Origin of the sequence: Pacificibacter marinus, assembly GCF_018860505.1 — a bacterium.
GTDB lineage: Bacteria > Pseudomonadota > Alphaproteobacteria > Rhodobacterales > Rhodobacteraceae > Celeribacter > Celeribacter marinus_B.
Genome location: NZ_JAHKPU010000030.1, coordinates 111,476 through 130,630, shown reverse-complemented (window position 1 = coordinate 130,630; position 19,155 = coordinate 111,476). Strand labels below are relative to the sequence as shown.

Here is a 19,155-nt window from a genome sequence, read left to right as displayed (position 1 = left end):
GGTCGTTCTCCCAAACTCAACGCGATGCTAATATGCCAAACTTACAAAATCTATGCGGCTCACCCGTTTGTCCTGTCCGAAGTCGATCATCATGGTCCATTCGGGATCAGGAACCGGAATGTCCGAACAGACATAAGCCGTGAATCTTTGCGATGTGGACGTATAGCCGTTGGGCACGCGACCCAACAGGCGGATCACTTCGCCGCGCGTCAGCCCAACCCTCAGGCCTGACGGCATTTCCCAGTGGGGCGATGTGGTGGACATGGCGAAGACGGCATCTTGGAAAATATCGATATCCATCCCGACAAGCATCATGCGGTCAATCGCCTCGCCACGCCCATCAGGGTCTTCAATGGTTTCTGGTGAGCCAAGCTTGCCGAGTGTGCCGAGCGGATCGCCCATATGCACGCCTCCCAGATTGAATTCGCTCGCAGGTAGGCAATACTCGATAACGCTTTCGTAGCTGGTCTCTTGCAAGGTCGACGTCGCCGTTGGCTGAATACGGTCGGACACCCATGTGTAGGAATAAGGATCCCAGGTTTGGCCTGCCGCTACTTTAATGTCGTGGATTCCGCCGCCAAAACCATAGCTTACTGTCTCTGGGATACACTCAAGGCTGGCGGCGTGTTCACCACTTTCCGTCACCTCGACCCACCCGAAACGCCGTGGGCCATGCTCCATGTCCTCTTCGGAAAACGGACGATCAAAACCGCCGCCCACGTTGTAAGCGTAGTCGCCATTGTAAAAGGTGACGCTCTCAAAGATCGACTGTCCCGCCCCCGACCAAGGCTCGAAATCGACACGCTCAATAGGTTCAGACAGCTGCAATTCAGGTGCGCCGCCAATCGGCCCATAGCTATAGGTTGCAATCTGATCGTCGAAGCACACGAAGACTTCCGTCTCGCGTCCTTCAATCTGGCACGAGGTGAAGGCCTCTTGTCCTTGTGGGCATCCCGCTTGCGCTTGTGTAATTCCAAAAGCGCCTGCAAAAACAAGATACACACCAAATTTCATTCTTACTTATCCCCTTTGGTACGCTCATGTCGATCGCCGTCAGATGGTGGTCAGGTTTGATATCAATGTCTAGTCATAAGACTCTGAGTTTGAGGTGAACGGCTCTGCGCGATTGAGGTGTGCGATGGTTGTAAAGCCGCGCAATTTACGCTGAGCGCGCGGTCGCTCGAGTTCAGAACGTGTGAATTTTGGCATGTCACGTCAGTGCGGCAGAAACTCAACAATTCATAAAGAAAAACGGTTCGTCTGACCTCAGCCCCCAGCCTTGCCTGTTCAGGGTTCCAATTTTGACCGAACACCATAAGTGGTTTTGGCGTTTGGTGAGTGTTGGACGTTTTGGGTATTAAGTACTTGATTTATAATCATTTTATTTCGGACCTCCTAAATGACGTGAAACCTGTTTCGGGCAAAACTGGAACCCGCCATTTGTACTCAAAACCCATCTCAGATGTTATGCCGTTGATTAAGGTCCATCCGTGGTTGGCAACAGATACGATGTGGTCGTCTTTCCTAGCCTCACAGACTTAGAAGGAGGGGGTAACATTGGGAGGGAAGGAATATTCAGCCCATGAAAAGCCGCTTTCGTGTTCTCCGGCGGGCCACTCACTTGCAGCGAATGCACGCTTCACGCTCTCGCTTGACACTCAGTGGAAGTCCCGACTTGGAAACAGTCGTTTTGCTTGGTCGCGCGGGTGCGTGGCGCGGGGTTGGGTTTTCGGGCGAGGAGCGTCGTCCGCTTGGGATTCAGTAATGCCAATGGCTTCATCCATCGGATGGCCGAGGGTGCTGAGGCGGTGCGAGACATCTTCGATCTTTTGTGCAATGACATGCACCACAATACCTTCGCGTTGCACATATCCGGTGACGCGCAGCAGCCGCCCGCCCATGACCGCGCGGCGGAATCGTTTGTAGACCGTCTTCCAGACCACCACATTCGAGACGCCGGTTTCATCTTCAAGGGTTAAAAATACGACCCCTGATGCTGTCCCCGGCCGTTGGCGCGTGATGACCAAACCGCAAACCGAAATGCTTTTCCTCATCAAAGGCCCGAGTGGGACGTTGGGCAGGGCCGCGTGTGGCGTCAGTCCTTCCATCTTGGGGCGCAACAACTCCATCGGATGGGCCTTGAGCGATAGGCGCATGGCCACGTAATCCTCGACGACCTCCTCACCGAGGTGCATTGCGGGCAGGGTCACAAGTGGTTCATGTATGCCTTCGCCCTCAATCGGATCATTGAAAAGTGGCAGCGGCTTGGGACCGCCGATGGCTTTCACCGCCCAAAGCGCATCACGTCGCCCCATGCCGAGGCCCGCATAGGCATCCGCTTCGGCCAGTCGTTCGAGAGTTGCGGGCGCAATCCCTGCGCGCAGCCATATCGCTTCGGGATCAGGGTAGCCGTTGCCACGCGCGGCGACGATCCAGGCGGCATCTTCTTCGCGAAATCCTTTGATTTGACGAAACCCAAGCCGGAGCGCGAGTGATCCATCGGCGCGGCGCTCCAGTGTATTGTCCCAGTCGCTGTTGTTTACGCAAATCGGGCGCAGCTCGATCTGATGTTCACGGGCGTCACGCACGATTTGGGCAGGGGCGTAAAATCCCATAGGCTGGGAATTGAGCAGCGCGCAGGCGAAGACGGCAGGGTGATGGCGTTTGAGCCAAGCCGAGACATAGGCAAGCATGGCAAAAGCGGCGGCGTGGCTTTCGGGAAAGCCGTATTCGCCAAAGCCTTCGATCTGGGAAAAACAGCTCTCTGCAAAGGCCAACTCGTAGCCGCGCTCTAACATGCCGTTGATGAATTTATCGCGTAGCTGGCCGATGGTGCCCATCCGCCGAAACGTCGCCATGGAACGGCGCAGCTTGTCGGCCTCCGAGGGGGAAAAACCCGCCGCGACCACGGCGATTTGCATGGCTTGCTCTTGAAACAGCGGCACGCCGAGTGTCTTGCCGAGTACCTTTTCCAGCTCTTTTGACGGAAATGCGACGGGCTCTTTGCCTTGGCGGCGATTGATATAAGGATGCACCATGCCGCCTTGGATCGGGCCGGGGCGGACAATGGCGACCTCGATCACCAGATCATAAAATACGCGTGGTTTCATGCGCGGCAGAAAGTTCATCTGCGCACGGCTTTCGACTTGAAATACCCCAATGGCATCGGCTGCGCAGAGCATATCGAAGGTCGGCGCGTCGGCTTGCGGCACGGTGGCGATAGAGAGGCGCGCGCCGCCATGCTGTGCGATCAGATCGAAACTTTTGCGAATGCAGGTGAGCATGCCGAGGCTGAGAATATCAATCTTGAGAATGCCGAGTGCGTCGATATCGTCCTTGTCCCACTCGATGATCGTGCGGTCCTCCATTGCGGCGTTTTCAATCGGGCACAGCTCATCGAGCCGTCCTTTGGTGATGATGAAGCCGCCGACATGCTGGCTGAGGTGGCGGGGAAACCCGATGATCTCTCCGATGAGTTTGATCGTTTGGGCCAGCCGAGGGTCCGAGAGATCAAGGCCAAGCTCCTTGACGCGCTCAGGGTCTGCGCCCCTATTGTTCGATCCCCAGATCTGCGCCGACAAATTGGCGGTGACATCCTTGGAAAGCCCCATGGCTTTGCCCACTTCGGCGATCGCGGCGCGGGAACGAAAATGGATCACCGTGGCACATAGCCCCGCGCGGTGGCGGCCATATTTGGCGTAGATATGCTGAATGACCTCCTCGCGGCGTTCATGTTCGAAATCTACATCAATATCAGGCGGCTCGCCGCGATGCTCGGAGACGAAGCGCTCCACCACCATCGTGATGGTTTCTGGGCTAACATCGGTGATCCCGAGCAGATAGCACAGGATGGAATTGGCCGCAGACCCGCGCCCCTGACACAGGATGCCCTGAGACCGTGCGAATTGCACGATGTCATGAACGGTGAGGAAATAGGCGGGAAAGCCGAGCGATTTGACCAGCGTCAGTTCCTTCTTCATCTGCGCGATGGCGGTCTGGGGTGCCCCATCGGGATAGCGATTTTTCAGCCCTTCGGCAGCGAGGCGCGCCAAGCGTTCTTGGGGCGGTTCACCTTCCGCGATCTCGTCGGGATATTCATAGCTCAACTCGGACAGGCAGAAACTCGACCGCGCCGCGATCTCCACAGTGCGGCGCAGGGCGGCGGGATGGCGGGCAAAGAGCCGCGCCATATCCGCTTCTCCCTTGAGGCGGCGCTCGGCATTGAGGAGGGCGCGGGTGCCGATTTTATCAATCGTGATGCCCTCGCGTATGCAAGTCAAAATATCGGCCAATTGCCTGCGCGATCCGTGATGCATCAGCGCATCCCCGACCGCCACCATCGGAGCAGCGGTGCGATGCGCGAGAGCGGCGCAGGCATCGAAATGGAGCTGGTCGCTGCCATCATAGCGCGGGGACGCGCCGATAAAGACATCCGCCGGAAAGTGCTTTCTGAGCGTGATGATCTCAGTCGCGCTGTCCTTTAGTGCTTGTTGGGGCAGGGCAATGAGGCTCATTCCCGCGCAGCCCTGCGCTATGTCGCGCAGGTCGAGATGGCAGGCCCCTTTGGGTGCGCGCCGTTTGCCGAGGGTGAGCAGCCGCGTCAATCGCGTATAAGCGGGGCGATCATGGGGCAGGGCAATCCAATGCGTATCGCTGTCGCGCAAGATCAGGCGGGCGCCGATGATCAGCTTGGGCAGGGGGATATTCTCGCCGTGCTCGCGGCGCAGTTCCTTGAGCGCCGAATACGCGCGCACCACGCCGGCCAACGAGTTGTGATCTGTGATAGCTATGGCGGTAAGGCCAAGGTTTGCTGCTCGGGAGATCAGCTCCTCGGGGTGTGATGCACCGTGCAGAAAGGTGAAATTGGACGTGCAGCATAACTCGGCATATCCGGGATTAAGGGATGGGTTACGAGCACTCATGCAAATTCCCCATGCACAAACCATCCAGGGGTTTGCGGCGTGTAGAACAGCCACAATCGCCGTCCTTCGCAGGTGTCAACTTTCCAATAGTCACGTACGCCGGACCGCCACGCCTCATCAGGCAGCCACCACTGTGGCGCGATGCGTTCAGGGCCCGTGCTGCGCCCAGTTGTGAGCGTCATCCGTCGCCAGCGGAACCGAACGGGGGGCTGCGATCCCACGCCCGCAATCGGCTCGGGGACGAAGAGTTTCAGCGGGCGCGGACGATGGCGCGCCCATGTGCCTTGCGCTTCGCTATAGGCCGCCGGTGCGATCTGGAAACTGCGCTCGGGAATATGGCTGTCGGCTGGTAAAAACCGCTGGATATTCTCAAGCCCGATGCGGTTGCCGAGGCGCGTGACCAAGTCATCCAGCCCATCGGGACGTGCCGCCGTGGTTGTCGTGATTTGCGCGGGTAAAAGCGGCTCTACCTGTGTGGCTTCAAGGCGGAGTTGATCAATACCGAACCCCGCATCGACCGCATTCACCCCGCGTTCGAACAAGGGCAAAACCCGTGCGGCATCGCGCATGGGGGCGGCCAGACGCAGCTCGACCTGTTGCGCGCTTTGATCCACACGGCGCAGAGTGAGTTGCAACTTGCGCGCGCCCATGTCTTGCTCTTTGAGCTTTTCACACAACCGCGCCAAGAGGCGCTTTGTCCCCATCATCACGTCTTCCGTTAAGCCGATCGGGTCGGGAAATGTCAGTCGCACACCGTAATGTGGCACCTCGCCCAAGGGTGCGATGACCTCGTCTTGCGCCCCCATAGCCTGATCCAGACGCAACACCACATCAGGGCCAAAACGACGCGCAATCGTGGCGCGGGGTAGATCGACAAGATCGGATATTCTACGCAGCCCCAGACGCTGTAACGCGATGTCGGTTTTGGCATCAAGACGCAGCGCTGTGACGGGCAGGGTGCGGATATCATCCCCAGCGCCACGCCCGTAGTGGGTGAGCGCCCAGGCTGCGCCGCGTGTGTTTGCCGCCGCGATGCGGGCGTTTAACCCTGCGCGGGCGAGGCGATGGCGCATGTCATCAAGCATCGCCGCCTCTCCACCAAACAGATGCGCCGACCCCGCGATATTGAGCACCAGCCCATCGGCGCCATCAAGGCCCACCCAAGGGCAATACCGCTTGCTCCACCGTGCGAGCATCTGCAAAAAACGCGCATCGGCGACGGTATCTGCAGGCTGGCTTTGTAGCTCGGGGCAATAGGCACGCGCGTCAGAAAACCCCATGCCTCGATGCAATCCCTGCGCTTCGGCAGAGCGATTCAGGCAATAGATGCGGTCAGTGTTTTTTTCGTGATGCGTGAGCACAAAAGGACGGTTGTCATTGGCTGTGACCTGCGCACATGCGCGCAAAGCCCTATCGCTGGGCAGCCTCTGAAACCACATTGATACGACGCGCTTGCGCATTCCACTTCACATTCCACGCTCTTAATGTTCCTGATTTGTTCTTTATAATTTTCCATCGTTGAAGAGTCGAGTCCTCCGATGTGTTTGTCGCATCAAAGAGCGGGGCGCAGTGCCAGCGGCTTTGCGCTGCATTGCTGCCCATGCCCTCAGGTAGAAGGCACAGGCCCATCGACCCGCCCTGTTGCGCGGCAAGCTGCAACCGCCGCCCTTCGGTCAGGCCAACGGATTTGCTCAATTCCATGACCACCAAGGCAACACGCCCCGAACGCAGCGCTTCTTCCGCCGACGCCAAAACATCAATATGGCTCGGTGCCTGCGCGACCAAAAGCTGATGCGGGTCGAGGTAGGTCTCAAACCCTAGGGGGTTCAATTGCACGGAATTCCACGCCTCACGCACCCAAACCACCGAGCTCCCCTTGGCACGCGACACTTGCCCCGCAAGGGCAAGGGCAAAGGCATGCGCCGAGGAGCCGCAAACCTCATGGGTGCGGGCAGGCATTGGGGGGAAGTGAGATTCGAAGGCCGTCATGGTTCAGACTATACATGAACGAGGGGCAGAGGATCAGTGTCATTTTACGGCTCAGGGTGTTCCTGTCTTGTCTGTGCATGATAGCTTCATCGTTGACGATACCCGTGTCGGTGAACTGAAGCAGGCCATGGCCCTAGCATCTGAGGCGGCTCTTGGTGCCTGCTTGAAGACCTCGAACGCCTTCATTGGGCTGGATGAGGATGCTGGAGCTATCAGTCCCTCTACACACCCGTTCTACTTCATTACTTATACCTATTCCCCCTCCCTCCTAGTAGAAGAAGAAGTAACAGACCACAGGGGCATAAATCTGGGGCATTCCTCAGCAGGCTAGTCTGCGGGGTCTATGCCATATTATCGTGGTGGAAATGGCTGGGGTGGTAGGATTCGAACCTACGGTACACGCTACCAAAAAGCGTTGCCTTACCACTTGGCTACACCCCAACTTGGAGCGTTGATTAGTCTGTCGTTGCGGGCTGTGCAACCCCTTTTTGCACAAATTTGGAAACTCGAATAAGAAAATTTTCAAAGGCGGCGATGGAACCGGCTTTGTGCGGCCTCGGCGCGCCAAAATGCACCGAATTCTGAGACGTGAGAAGGGTAAGGGCGGAATGTGTTGATCGTTGACGTCTAATGAGGGCTGTAAATAAATCAGCTCGCAAAACAATACCCCATAAAAAAGGACGCCACGATGGGCGCCCTTAAATGTTTATTATCAAAATTTATTAGATTTACGCCGAAACCTGTTCACGCAGCACTGCAGCGGTGAGAGAGGCCAGCAGATAGATGCCTGAGAACAGTAAGAACGCCAAAATGGTGTTTTCAAACTTGCGCGGATAGGTGGGCTCATCTGGCGCTACAGGGCTAGAGCTTAGCGACAGGTAACGTGTTTGCCTGTTGGCTTCGATACGGGCCACCTCGAGCGATTGAATGGCTTGTTGTGCCATCATTTGGCGGGTTTGAAGATCAACTTCTGCCATGCGTAACTCAGCCGAGATACGGGCCAAAGAACTTGACGAACCTGTCGCCTCAGTCATCTGCGCGCGTAAATTGGCTACGGTGCCTTCCAATCGGCCAATGTCGCCTCTGACGCCTTCGACGCGCGCTTGGTTGGGGCGGGCGTTGTCCAAAAGTTGCTGCAGTTGCAATTGCTTTTGTTGTAGCTGGGTTTCAAACGTCGAAATCTGTCCCATCAACGCGCCGGTTTCGGCCTCTGGTGAAATGATGCCCAGTTGTTCTTGCAAGAGCACTACGCTTTCTTGGGCTTCATCCATTTTGAGTTCGGCGTCTTCCAAGCTTTCGCGCGCTCCCTTCATTTGGTCTTCGCGCTTGCGCTGTGTGAGATTGTCCACCCGTTCCTCTGCGTATTTGATCAAGGCGTCACTGAACTGTTTCGACACATTCGGATCTGCTGCGACCACTTCCATTTTCAGCAAACCTTCGGTCGGATCATAGCCAATGCTGACGCGTTTTGAGTAGACTTTATAGGCCTTCTCATTGGTCGGGTTCTCGGGCAGGCGCTGGATGGAATCGATGGCTTCTGAGGCGAAATGACTTTTAAAACCAACGTCGGCATCAAGACGCAACATGGCGTCACGACTTTCAAGGTAATCCTGAACGGCAATGGAATCTTGCGACCCACCTAAAGGTGATCCTGAAAAAAGACCGCCAGTACCAGCCGAAGCAGAATCGGCTTGTTGGATCACAAAGGCTGATTTTGTGGCGTACATCGGCGTGGCGATCGTGTAAAAATAGAGCGCGGACAAAAATGTGGGAATGCCGACAAATACAGCCAGACGAGAGACAAGCAGCATCGTTTTACGGCGACGTCGTTTCGCAATATCGAGCTGGATTTGTGAAATTTCACTTTCGCGCGATAACCGTTCCATAACGTCAGCGGACGGCATCGGGGCGGTTTCGATGGTTTTGGGCAGCTTGTTACCCGTGGTCGCGGGAAGATTTGCGTCATCTTCGGTGGTGACCATGTCGAGCATGGCCGAGCGTTGGAAGGGATCGATCCCCTTTTGGCGCAGCAACCGCACGGCATCGAAATCGGATGTCGGTGCAAGGCCATGCTTTTGCGCCACGCGCCGCGCCATGCGTAACTGGCGCCCCGTCAGACCCTCGCGTTTAATCGTGTCGATGTCTTGGTCCACGGACATTTCATCGGCAGGTGTGACATCGCCAGTGGCTGCGGCGGTTTTTTGTGCGTTAGAGGCCAAAGCGTCCGAAATAGCGCCGCGGGATGTACGGCGCTGCGTGGCCGCAGGGCGTGGTTGTGCGGCAGCTGCACCCGGAAATGGGACGTTGCCAAAGCCATCATCATCGCCACCGTTATCAAACAGTCGCGAGTCATCAACAGGTGCGCGAGGCGTGGGAGGCGGCGCCGTTTGCGCAGCAGCTGTTGTTGGGTGTTGCGTCGATACATTGGCTGGTGCCGCTGCGGGAGTTTGCGGCGCGTCGACGCGTGCAGCTGCGTCAGACATGCTTACTGCGCGCGGAGACCTGCGGACGCGAAACTTTTGGGCTTTAGGCTTCGTAGTCATAGAGCACTTTTGCCTCTTCTAATGTGTCGAACATATGCAACTTTCCTTTGCGTAGGACTGCAGCGGATCGACAGAATTTTTCTAATGTGGAGGCTTGGTGAGACACCACAATGATTGTGGCTTTCTCTAGCCTCTCGCGCAAGATTGCGCCAGCTTTGCGGTTGAAATTGACATCCGCAGTGGATGGCATGCCTTCGTCGATCAGGTAAATGTCAAAGTCGAGTGCCAACAGCAGCGCGAATGACAGCCGTGAGCGCATGCCAGACGAATAGGTGCCTACAGGCATATCGAAATATTCGTTTATGTCACATAGCCATCTGCAAAAGGCTTCGACGTAATCAGGGTCAAGATCGTAGAGCTGCGCAATAAAGCGGACGTTTTCGCGCCCAGTATGTTTGCCGATCAGTCCGCCCATGAAGCCCAAAGGAAAGGAAATGCGACAGCCGCGGCGAATATCGCCCTCGTCAGGCTTTTCCAACCCGCTCATCATGTTGATGATCGTGGTTTTGCCCGTGCCATTGGGGGCCAAAATGCCAAGTGAATTACCAAGCTCTACCCGAAAGGAGGCCCGATCAAGGATCACCTTGCGCTGTGTGCCTGTCCAAAAGGACTTGCTGACATTATCAAACTCGAGCATCGTTACGCCTCGAAACTTCTTTGCTCATTTTATCCTTAACGGACTTTTCTTAAAGAGAGTCTTACGCACTCAATTTGTTCATATTATGTCGCGCAAAAGGCGGTTAATCCACATCAGAACATCATTCTTTGTCATAAAGCGGGTAAACTTGCGTTAATTTGATACTGCTTGCGTTAATTTGATACCGCTTGAAAAATAATTCTGAAGAATCATAGCGCGATTGCGGCACATTGTGTCTGTAAAGGATACAATCTGTCAAAATAATCGCAAACGCGGTTGTCATGAAAAAGTGCAGATCGTTCGTAACTTTTTGGTGTGCTCTAAGCAATAGAATCTGCGTGCTCGATGTGAATGCAGTTTTGCTTGCCTCCTCGGCCTGAGAACAATACGGGTTGTACCGAACAAACCGATCCGTTTGGGCCTATGTTGTGATGGGCTAGTTTCGCGTCGGTAGAGGAGCTTGTATGACCGATCAAACCACGCCTGATCTTACGCCAATTGACGTGGCCCACGCTGCGATGGAGGCAGCCCAAAACGATGACGCATTGCGGTTGCGGTTCTTTGAGCGGCTGGCCGATTGCGAGTTGTTTTTGTTGCTGGATGCCGAACCTATTGGTGATGGCCCGATTGAGCCACGTGTGTTTCCCGTCGAAGACCAAAGCTATGTTTTGGTGTTTGACCGTGAAGAACGCTTGGCAGAATTCGCAGGGGAAGCGCCCTATGCCGCTCTGTCGGGACGGGTTTTGGCCGATATGTTGGCGGGGCAGGGTATTGGTCTTGGGTTGAATTTGACAGTCGCTCCGTCTGAGATGCTTTTGCCGCCTGAGGCGATGGATTGGCTTAAAAACACGCTGGCCCACGCCCCGAGCGAGGCCGAAGCCAAACCGGAAGAAATTACTCCGCCACATGGTCTGCCTGAAACTCTGGTCACAGCGCTTGATACAAAACTGGCGATTGCAGGTGGTTTGGCGCGTGTTGCTTATTTGGCGGGCGTGACTTATGAAGGTGGCACGAAAACCCATCTTTTGGCCTATGTCGATCACATGCCCGGCTCAGAAGGCGCGTTGGCGCAATTGGTGGCCGAGGCTTTGACGTTTTCAGGGATTGAGGCGGGCGCTTTGGATGTTGCGTTTTTTGCCCCCAGCGACCCGCTTTGTGCAGCTCTTGCACGTCACGGGTTGCGCTTTGATCTGCCGCAGCCAGAGCCGCAATCGACGGGGCCATCTGCACCCGGCATGGACCCAAACAAGCCGCCTATTTTGCGTTAAGGTCGAGTTTCGAGATGGTTTGCTTGTGTGCTAGTAACCTGCTGTGCGATCCACAAGATGCAACAACGGCTGGCCCGTTTCAGATCGTTTGATGTTGGTTGCAATCACCTGAGACGCTGACTTTGGTCGCGTGTCTGCCGCGATATGCGGTGTTACCGTGATGTTTGGGTGCTGCCAAAACACATGTGTTTCGGGCAAGGGCTCGACGCGAAACACATCCAATGTGGCGTGGCCAATTTGGCCGCTTTCAAGGCTTGAAAGCAAGGCGCTATCATCAATCAAAACCCCACGCCCAGGGTTTAAAATGACAGCGCCGCGTGGCATCATCGCCAGAGTTTCAGCGTTTAGAGTGTTTTCTGTCTCGGTTGTATTGGGCAACAACAGCACGCAGATCTCAGCACTCTGAAGGGCGTGTTTCAACCCATCAACACCGTGCAAACAAGTGACACCCTTGATGTCTTTAGGGCTGCGTGACCAGCCTGTGACGTTAAAGCCAAGTGAGGCCAGAGCCGTGGCTGCAGCACCACCGAGCATACCCAGCCCCAAAATAGTGACATGTCTGTCGCGTGCCAGCGGCGGTGTGGTTTGATCCCAAAGGCCGTTCAATCCGTGAATGTGAGGATCCATCCCCAGATGGTGGCGCATCACATGACCCACAACCCATTCGGTCATCCCAAGCTCTAATCCCTCGTCCACCATGCGGCACAAAGGGTGCGTTAAAGTGGCATTTCCGACGATCGTTTCCACGCCCGCCCATAAGCTCAGAACCGCTTTTGTACGCGTGAAAGGGGCAAAGTTTGTAAGTTCAGGGTTAGGAGCATAGACGATGTAATCGGTTTGCTCTGCGGGCATGTTTGGGCTGATCTGTGCAGTGACACCTTGCGCCGACAGCGCTGCGGGCAGTTCGTCTTTATAGGTATCCCATAGGCCGTTTTGTGCTGAAAAAAGAATATTTACGGTCATGTCACGCCTCGGTGTTTGTTACGATTTACTGCGTGGACGATGGACATGCGCAGATTGTACGATGCCAAAGGCAGCCATCAACACCAGCATGGCAGAGCCGCCGTAAGATACCATTGGCAAAGGCACCCCCACAACAGGGGCAAGACCCATAACCATCGACATATTCACTGCGAAGAATAAGAAAAATGTCGCGGCGATGCCGATGGTCACCAGCGCGCCAAAGCGGTCTTTGTTGTTCATCGCCGAGATCAGGCAAAACACGATCACGCCCGCATAGAGCATGAGCAGGGAAAACCCGCCCAAAAAGCCGAATTCTTCGGCCAAGGTGGTGAAGATGAAATCGGTGTGTTTTTCGGGCAAAAAGTTCAGCCGCGATTGCGTGCCTTGCATAAATCCGCGCCCCGTCCAGCCGCCTGAGCCGAGGGCAATTTTGGATTGGGTGATGTGATACCCCGCGCCCAAAGGGTCAGATGAGGGGTCCAAAAACGTATCGATGCGCCGGTATTGATAGTCTTTGAGCAATTGCCAAGGCGTGCCACGCGATGAAAACACAGATGTCACCAAAGCTGCGCCCATGGCCGCCACCGCACCGAAATACCACCAACTAACGCCGGCTGCGAACATGATGATCGCCCCGCCAAAAACCAGCAAAAGCGAGGTGCCAAGATCAGGTTGTTTTAGGACCAATGCTGTCGGCACCAAAATCAACAATACAGGAATCGCGACCCAGAGAGGGCGCGAGACTTTTTTGATGTCCAGCCAGTCGTAATAGCCAGCCAGCAACATCACCAAGGTCACCTTCATCAATTCAGATGGTTGCAATCGCATAAATCCAAGGTCGATCCAACGCTGCGCGCCCATGCCGACATCGCCGAAAAATTCGACGACCAGCAGTAAAATCAAAGACAGCAGATAACCGATGCCAGCCACATTGCGCCAAAACCAGATCGGGACCATTGCGATCATTAACATAAGCGCTAGGCCCACGCCAAACCGTTTCATTTGCGGTTCCGCCCATGGCGAGAACGATCCGCCTGCATTGGAATAGAGCATGATGAACCCGACACTGGCTACCGCCGTAAGCAAAATCACCAAAGCCCAATTGACGTAAAGGATTTTGGACAGGCCTGTGGGCACTGTTTTGAGGTTTTGCTCGAGATAACTCATGCGTTGCTCCTTGTGCTGGCGTCTTCATCATCAGGGCGTAGGGGCAAAGCCTCGAGACGGTTTTTAATCGTCCCGCGTTGAGATTGTGGATAAGAGGCCAAAGGCGGTACAGCGCCATGCAAAGCAAATAGCATCAAATCGCGCGCAATCGGAGCAGCAGCCGTCGATCCGCCACCGCCGTGTTCGACGACGACTGAGACGGCGTATTTGGGATCATCATAAGGCGCAAAGGCGACAAACAGCGCATGGTCGCGTTCTTCCCATGGCACGTTATTGTTGTTCACAACCACGTTGCGGGTTTGGCTGGTGCCGGTCTTGCCCGCCATTTGCATACCGTCTTCCACAATCCGCGAACGGTAAGCCGTGCCGCGTGAACTGTTCAACACCTCATACATGCCTGTGCGCACAGCACGCAGCATATTTTCGTTGATATCCAATGGGCCGGCGTCTTGGATCGGTTGTTCAACACCGTCGATTGTTTTGACAAGGCGTGGCGTGATCGCGCGCCCCGTGGCCAGTCGCGATGTCATCACGGCCAGTTGCATCGGAGTCGTCAGCACAAAGCCTTGGCCAATGGCGGCATTCAAACTGTCGCCGATCACCCAATCCGCGCCGCGCTTTTCGCGTTTCCATTGTTTGTCAGGCATCAGCCCCGTGGACATGCCCGGAAGCGGCAAGCCATAGTCGTCGCCAAGTCCAAGCTTGCGGCCCATGTCGGCAATTTTTTCAATCCCAGCGCGCTGTGCCAATTCATAATAGTAGACATCACACGAATGGCGTAACGAGCCGATAAGATTGACGTTACCGTGTCCTGCGCGTTTCCAGCAGTGAAACCGACGTCCGCCAACCTCGACGTGGCCCGTACAGCGCACGGTCTCGTCTGGGGTCACAACCCCAGCCTCAAGCGCGGCAAGTGCCGTGACCATTTTAAAGGTCGATCCAGGCGGGTAGGCGCCTTGAACAGACTTCGACGGTAAGGGGCGGTAAATATTTTCCAGCAACGCTTTGTAATCCGCGCCGGAAATCCCGCGCACAAATTTGTTGGGATCAAAGGCAGGGGTGGATCCCGCAGCAATTACATCGCCCGTGCGCACATCCATAATCACCGCTGAGGCACTTTCACCATCTAGGCGTGCTTGGACGAAGTTTTGAACCTTTTGATCAAAGGTCAATTGAATGTTAGAGCCCGCTACGCCTTCTTGGCGGTCCAATTCGCGAATGGTGCGCCCGTGAACATTTTGTTCAACCCGCAAGGTGCCCGCGCGCCCTTTGAGCAGATCTTCCAATTTGGTTTCGACGCCCGTGAGACCGATCTGGAAATCGGGGATACGGTAAATCGGGTCGACGACTTCCATCTGATCCAACTTGTCGCGGGTCACAGGGCGGACATATCCGACGGTGTGTACGAAATCATCGCGGTACGGGTAAAACCGCGTCAGGCCCACTTCGGGGGATACGCCAGGCAAAGCTGGCCCGTTGGCTGCGACTGTGGAAAAGGCTTCCCATGTCAATCGATCTGCGATGGTCACGGGCACAGAGGGGCCGGTGTCGCGGCTTTTGACTGTCTTGCGTACGCGCTCTTGCTCATCTGGCGTCAAACCAATCAGCTTTTCGAGTTTTTCCAAAACGATATCAAGATCGGCTGCGTCTTCCTTGCGAATGACGATCCGAAAGGTCTGTTCATTTTCGGCCAAAATCACGCCGTTGCGATCATACAGTAACCCACGGGCAGGGGGCAAAAGACGCACCTTGAGGCGGTTTTCATCGGCGAGCAGGCGAAACTCGTCGGCTTGCTCCACCTGCATGAATCTCATGCGCAGACCAAGCACCCCCATAAAGGCCAGCTGTGTGCCGCCCAAAAACAGGGCGCGTCGTGATATTTTTCGAGCGCTTTCGGCGGTATCTGCGGGGGATCTTCTCATCGTGCGTATCCGATCTGTTCGGCTTCTGCTGCTGTGATTTTCGTCACACCCATCAGCAAAGTGGAGATCAGCACGACGATGGGGTACACCAATAATGTCGAAATTTGTTGTAAGATTACCAAGCCAAACGAGGTGTGTTCAACGATGAAAATGCCCAGGCAGATACGGTAGACCACGGCAAGCCCAAGTAAGAGCGCAGAGACTGTTGCCCATTCGATCAAAAAGGGCATATCGCGCGACATGCCTTCGCGACCACGTAAAAATTCGACCGCAATGACGCAAAGCGCGGCCCAAAGACCGGGGGGGCGCATGAAGATAAAATCACCGATTAAAAACGTAAGGCCCACCAAGACCATAGGCACATAAGCAGGGCGGCGCAGCACCCAAGCGAAAGCGAAAGCCAGCATTAAATCGGGACCAGGCCAACGCCCTGCACCAACCTCAAGCGGTAGAATACAAAAGAACAGTGCAATCGTGCAGATCAATACGAAACCGCCGCGATACATCCACTGTCTGATCAGCCAAGGTTCAACCATTGGACGCCCCCGCAGGTTCAGCTGTGGCCGAAAGTGGTGCTTCGGGGACAATCAATGATCCGGGGTCGGTGATGCGCTCGCCTTCAAGCGATCGCAGCACGCGCAGATAATCGAGCCGTTCGTAATCGGCAGCCAAGACAACCCGCAAGCGTCGATCCGCGCCAAGCGCGACTTGACCGATTACCAAACCTGACGGGAAAACCCCGCCATCGCCTGAGGATACGACCCGATCACCGGGGCGCACCAATTCGAGGCTCTCGATAAATTCAAGTGGCGGGCGCGCGGTATTGTCGCCTGATAAAATCGCACGTTGGCCAGAGGGTTGAATGGTCACTGGTAAGCGCGAATTGCTGTCGGTGAGCAGCACAACCCGCGCTGTGTTTTCGCCCAAGCCCGAAATGCGCCCCACAAGGCCGATCCCGTCCATCGTCGCCCAACCGTCCAAAATCCCGTCTCGCGATCCGACGTTTAACAGTACGGATTGACGAAACGGTGACCCGCTGTCGGCCATCACCACACCGGTGACATAGGTGTATTTGGGATCAAGTTGGACGTTGTTCAGATCAAGCAGCTTGGCGTTCTTTTGTTCCAGCTGCAATGCCGCTTCTTTCCACGCTTGCATTTGACGCAGCTCGCGGCGCAACTCTTGGTTTTGTTCATAGATGCGACTGTAACTTTGAAAGTTTTCGACCATATCGACAGTCTTGGTCACAGGCACCAAAGCCCATTCAAAAGAGGGAACAACACGGTCCACAAGCTGCGCGCGGACGCGTTCGACGCGAGGGCTGTCGATGCGCCACAAAATGAAAATGCCAAACAGCAAAATAATAAACAACGCAGACAGCAATCTGCGCAGAGGTCGAATATAGTCGTCAGATGTGTGCGCGTCTTTGGCCACGTTTACTTCGAACCTTTAAAGGATCGCGGGCAATGAGCGCATAAGATGCACCCAAGTGGCCAGCGATCAGCTGTCGTAATCAATCACATGACGGAGCTGTTTTTCATACTCCAAAGCCTTGCCTGTCCCCAAGGCCACACAGTTGAGCGGCTCATCAGCAACCGAAATCGCCAAGCCAGTTTGTTCACGCAAGGCCAGATCAAGGTCGCCCAAAAGCGCGCCACCACCGGTCAGCATCACACCACGATCCACGATGTCTGCCGCCAAATCGGGTGGCGTGGTCTCAAGTGCAGCCATAACTGCTTCGCAAATTTGCTGAACGGGTTCAGACAGGGCTTCGGCCACTTGAGCTTGTGAAATTTCGATTTCTTTTGGCACGCCGTTCAACAAATCACGACCACGAATGGTCATAGCTGCGCCACGTCCATCGTCAGGCATACGGGCTGTGCCGATGGTGGTTTTGATGCGCTCAGCTGTGCCTTCACCGATCAACAGGTTTTGTTGACGGCGTAAATAGGCGATGATGGCGTCATCCATGCGGTCACCGCCGACACGTACAGAACGCGCATAAACGATGTCGCCCAAAGACAAAACAGCCACCTCAGTCGTGCCGCCGCCGATGTCGACAACCATGTTACCTGTGGGATCTGTGATCGGCATACCGGCGCCGATGGCTGCGGCAATAGGTTCTGCAATCAAACCGGCGCGACCTGCACCTGCGGATAAAACAGAGTTGCGGATGGCCCGTTTTTCAACAGGTGTCGCGCCATGTGGCACACAGACGATGATTTTGGGCTTTGGAAACAAAGTCCGGCGGTGCACTTTGCGGATGAAATGTTTGATCATTTCCTCAGCCGTGTCGAAATCCGCGATCACACCGTCCCGCATTGGGCGAATGGCCTCAATCGAACCCGGCGTTTTGCCCAGCATATGCTTGGCGTCTTCGCCGACAGCCAAAACCTGTTTGCGCCCGTCTTTGACGTGGTAGGCCACGACGGATGGTTCATTCAGGATAATGCCCTTGCCCTTGACATAGACAAGCGTGTTCGCTGTCCCAAGGTCAATTGCCATATCCGAAGAGAAAAGTCCTCTAAAGCCCGCCATAGTTTCTACATTCCTCGTCAATCTCAAAAACGGGAGAATCCCCCGTAAATGGCCTTATATGCCTCTGAGCGTCCTTGGGAAAGGGGCGGATGCACACCTCAGGCAAAGTCTCGCCTTTGTGACGAGGCTGCCGTGGATAAATGTGCTGTTATGGGATGCAAGCACAGAATATGACCATGCTTGCATCATAAAAGTCTTAGGTCGCGCGTATTACGGACGGATCAGAATTTTGCCCGTGCGTCCAGATGTTTGCGCGGCACTCACCGCTTGGGTAATCTCGTCAATGGCAAAGACACCGCCTTCGTCCAGTGTTAATTTGCCAGTGGCCGCCAGCGTTACAAGTTCCGTGATCAAACCCACGCGTTTGCTTGGCTCCATCATCTCAGATACTTTGGAGCCCCAGAAGCCCTTCACAGTGATGTGTTTGAAAATCAAAGCGCCGGAATTGAGCGTCAAAGGCGCGCCAGTGGCGGTACCAAAGGTGATCAACTCGCCTTGCCACCCCAGTAAGTCAACCAAGTCTTCGCCCATTGTGCCCCCCACGGAATCTATCGCCGCTTTCGCGCCAGCTTCGCCGATCAACGCTTGCGCCTTGTCTTTCCAGCCGTCCTGATCTGTTGAAATCACGTTCTCAAGACCCATGTCTTCCAGTTCTGCTACGGCCGCTTTGCGGCGTACCAAGTTGACAGTGTGAATGCCCTTGGCACGGGCAAGCTGTGCAAATATTTTGCCCACAGCGCCATTGGCTGCGGTTTGAACAACCCAATCGCCTTCGGATACGTTGATGAAATCAAGCAATGAAATGGCCGAGAATGGCATTGCAATCAGCTGCGCCGCTGCCTCGTCTGCGATTGAGTCTGGCAGGGGGATCACACCTGCAGCGGGGGCGATGAAATACTCGGCCCATGTGCCGTGGATGCCTGCTGCGGCCACACGCGTGCCGATCATGGCTGCATCAACGCCTGCGCCCACGGCCTCAACCGTGCCCACAGCCTCGGACCCGCCGATGGCTGGCAGTGTTGGTTTGTAGCCATACTCGCCGCGCACCGTCCACAGATCGTGATTGTGAATAGGCGACAAGATCATGCGGATGCGCACTTCGCCGTCTTTGGGTTCGGGCAAAGGCATATCGGCAGATGTCATGACATCAACGGGGTCGCCAAAGGTGGTGTGTGCAGCGCTTTTCATAGCAGGAATCCTTTTGTG

Annotated in this window: 14 protein-coding genes and 1 tRNA gene; 1 reads left to right on the top strand and 14 read right to left on the bottom strand. The window is 55.4% G+C overall.

Annotated features, from left to right (window positions below; all coding sequences use genetic code 11):
* Window positions 1–27: 27 nt before the first annotated feature.
* From KO503_RS10770 to KO503_RS10740, 7 genes are all read right to left on the bottom strand, one after another.
* Window positions 28–1,014, bottom strand: coding sequence for a hypothetical protein (locus KO503_RS10770; protein ID WP_215991561.1), 987 nt, complete (start codon window positions 1,012–1,014; stop codon window positions 28–30).
* A gap of 644 nt (window positions 1,015–1,658) precedes the next feature.
* Entirely contained in the window at window positions 1,659–4,922 is a 3,264-nt protein-coding gene (locus KO503_RS10765; protein WP_215991560.1) for an error-prone DNA polymerase, read from the bottom strand.
* A complete protein-coding gene (locus KO503_RS10760) occupies window positions 4,919–6,361 on the bottom strand; it encodes a Y-family DNA polymerase (protein WP_215991559.1) in 1,443 nt (480 codons plus the stop codon). Before KO503_RS10760 ends, KO503_RS10765 begins: the two co-directional genes overlap by 4 nt.
* On the bottom strand, window positions 6,333–6,911 hold the full coding sequence (locus tag KO503_RS10755) for an ImuA family protein (protein WP_215991558.1): 579 nt from the start codon (window positions 6,909–6,911) through the stop codon (window positions 6,333–6,335). Before KO503_RS10755 ends, KO503_RS10760 begins: the two co-directional genes overlap by 29 nt.
* A 366-nt stretch (window positions 6,912–7,277) precedes the next feature.
* Window positions 7,278–7,352: transfer RNA gene (locus KO503_RS10750), tRNA-Gln, on the bottom strand.
* A 287-nt stretch (window positions 7,353–7,639) separates the two neighbouring features.
* The gene (locus KO503_RS10745; protein WP_252731039.1) at window positions 7,640–9,394 is read right to left on the bottom strand and encodes a capsule biosynthesis protein; all 1,755 of its coding nucleotides are present in this window, start codon (window positions 9,392–9,394) and stop codon (window positions 7,640–7,642) included.
* A gap of 43 nt (window positions 9,395–9,437) precedes the next feature.
* Window positions 9,438–10,091, bottom strand: a complete 654-nt coding sequence (locus KO503_RS10740; RefSeq protein WP_215943630.1) for an ABC transporter ATP-binding protein — start codon at window positions 10,089–10,091, stop codon at window positions 9,438–9,440.
* A gap of 464 nt (window positions 10,092–10,555) precedes the next feature.
* Here KO503_RS10740 and KO503_RS10735 point away from each other — a divergent pair, with 464 nt between their 5' ends.
* Window positions 10,556–11,359, top strand: a complete 804-nt coding sequence (locus KO503_RS10735; protein WP_215991556.1) for an SseB family protein — start codon at window positions 10,556–10,558, stop codon at window positions 11,357–11,359.
* A gap of 30 nt (window positions 11,360–11,389) precedes the next feature.
* Here KO503_RS10735 and KO503_RS10730 read toward each other — a convergent pair whose 3' ends face one another.
* The 7 genes from KO503_RS10730 to KO503_RS10700 form a co-directional block, all read right to left on the bottom strand.
* Complete coding sequence (locus KO503_RS10730) at window positions 11,390–12,322, bottom strand: 2-hydroxyacid dehydrogenase (RefSeq protein WP_215991555.1); 933 nt, start codon at window positions 12,320–12,322, stop codon at window positions 11,390–11,392.
* A gap of 18 nt (window positions 12,323–12,340) precedes the next feature.
* Window positions 12,341–13,489, bottom strand: a complete 1,149-nt coding sequence (rodA, locus tag KO503_RS10725; protein ID WP_215991554.1) for a rod shape-determining protein RodA — start codon at window positions 13,487–13,489, stop codon at window positions 12,341–12,343.
* Window positions 13,486–15,411: a penicillin-binding protein 2 gene (gene mrdA, locus KO503_RS10720; protein WP_215991553.1), complete on the bottom strand. Its 1,926-nt coding sequence runs from the start codon at window positions 15,409–15,411 to the stop codon at window positions 13,486–13,488. Before mrdA ends, rodA begins: the two co-directional genes overlap by 4 nt.
* Window positions 15,408–15,947, bottom strand: a complete 540-nt coding sequence (locus KO503_RS10715) for a rod shape-determining protein MreD (RefSeq protein WP_215991552.1) — start codon at window positions 15,945–15,947, stop codon at window positions 15,408–15,410. The genes mrdA and KO503_RS10715 overlap by 4 nt, the downstream gene beginning before the upstream one ends.
* Complete coding sequence (mreC, locus tag KO503_RS10710; protein ID WP_215991551.1) at window positions 15,940–16,845, bottom strand: rod shape-determining protein MreC; 906 nt, start codon at window positions 16,843–16,845, stop codon at window positions 15,940–15,942. The genes KO503_RS10715 and mreC overlap by 8 nt, the downstream gene beginning before the upstream one ends.
* 66 nt (window positions 16,846–16,911) lie before the next feature.
* Entirely contained in the window at window positions 16,912–17,949 is a 1,038-nt protein-coding gene (locus KO503_RS10705; protein ID WP_215991550.1) for a rod shape-determining protein, read from the bottom strand.
* A 210-nt stretch (window positions 17,950–18,159) separates the two neighbouring features.
* Window positions 18,160–19,137, bottom strand: a complete 978-nt coding sequence (locus tag KO503_RS10700) for a zinc-binding dehydrogenase (RefSeq protein ID WP_215991549.1) — start codon at window positions 19,135–19,137, stop codon at window positions 18,160–18,162.
* Window positions 19,138–19,155: the final 18 nt, after the last annotated feature.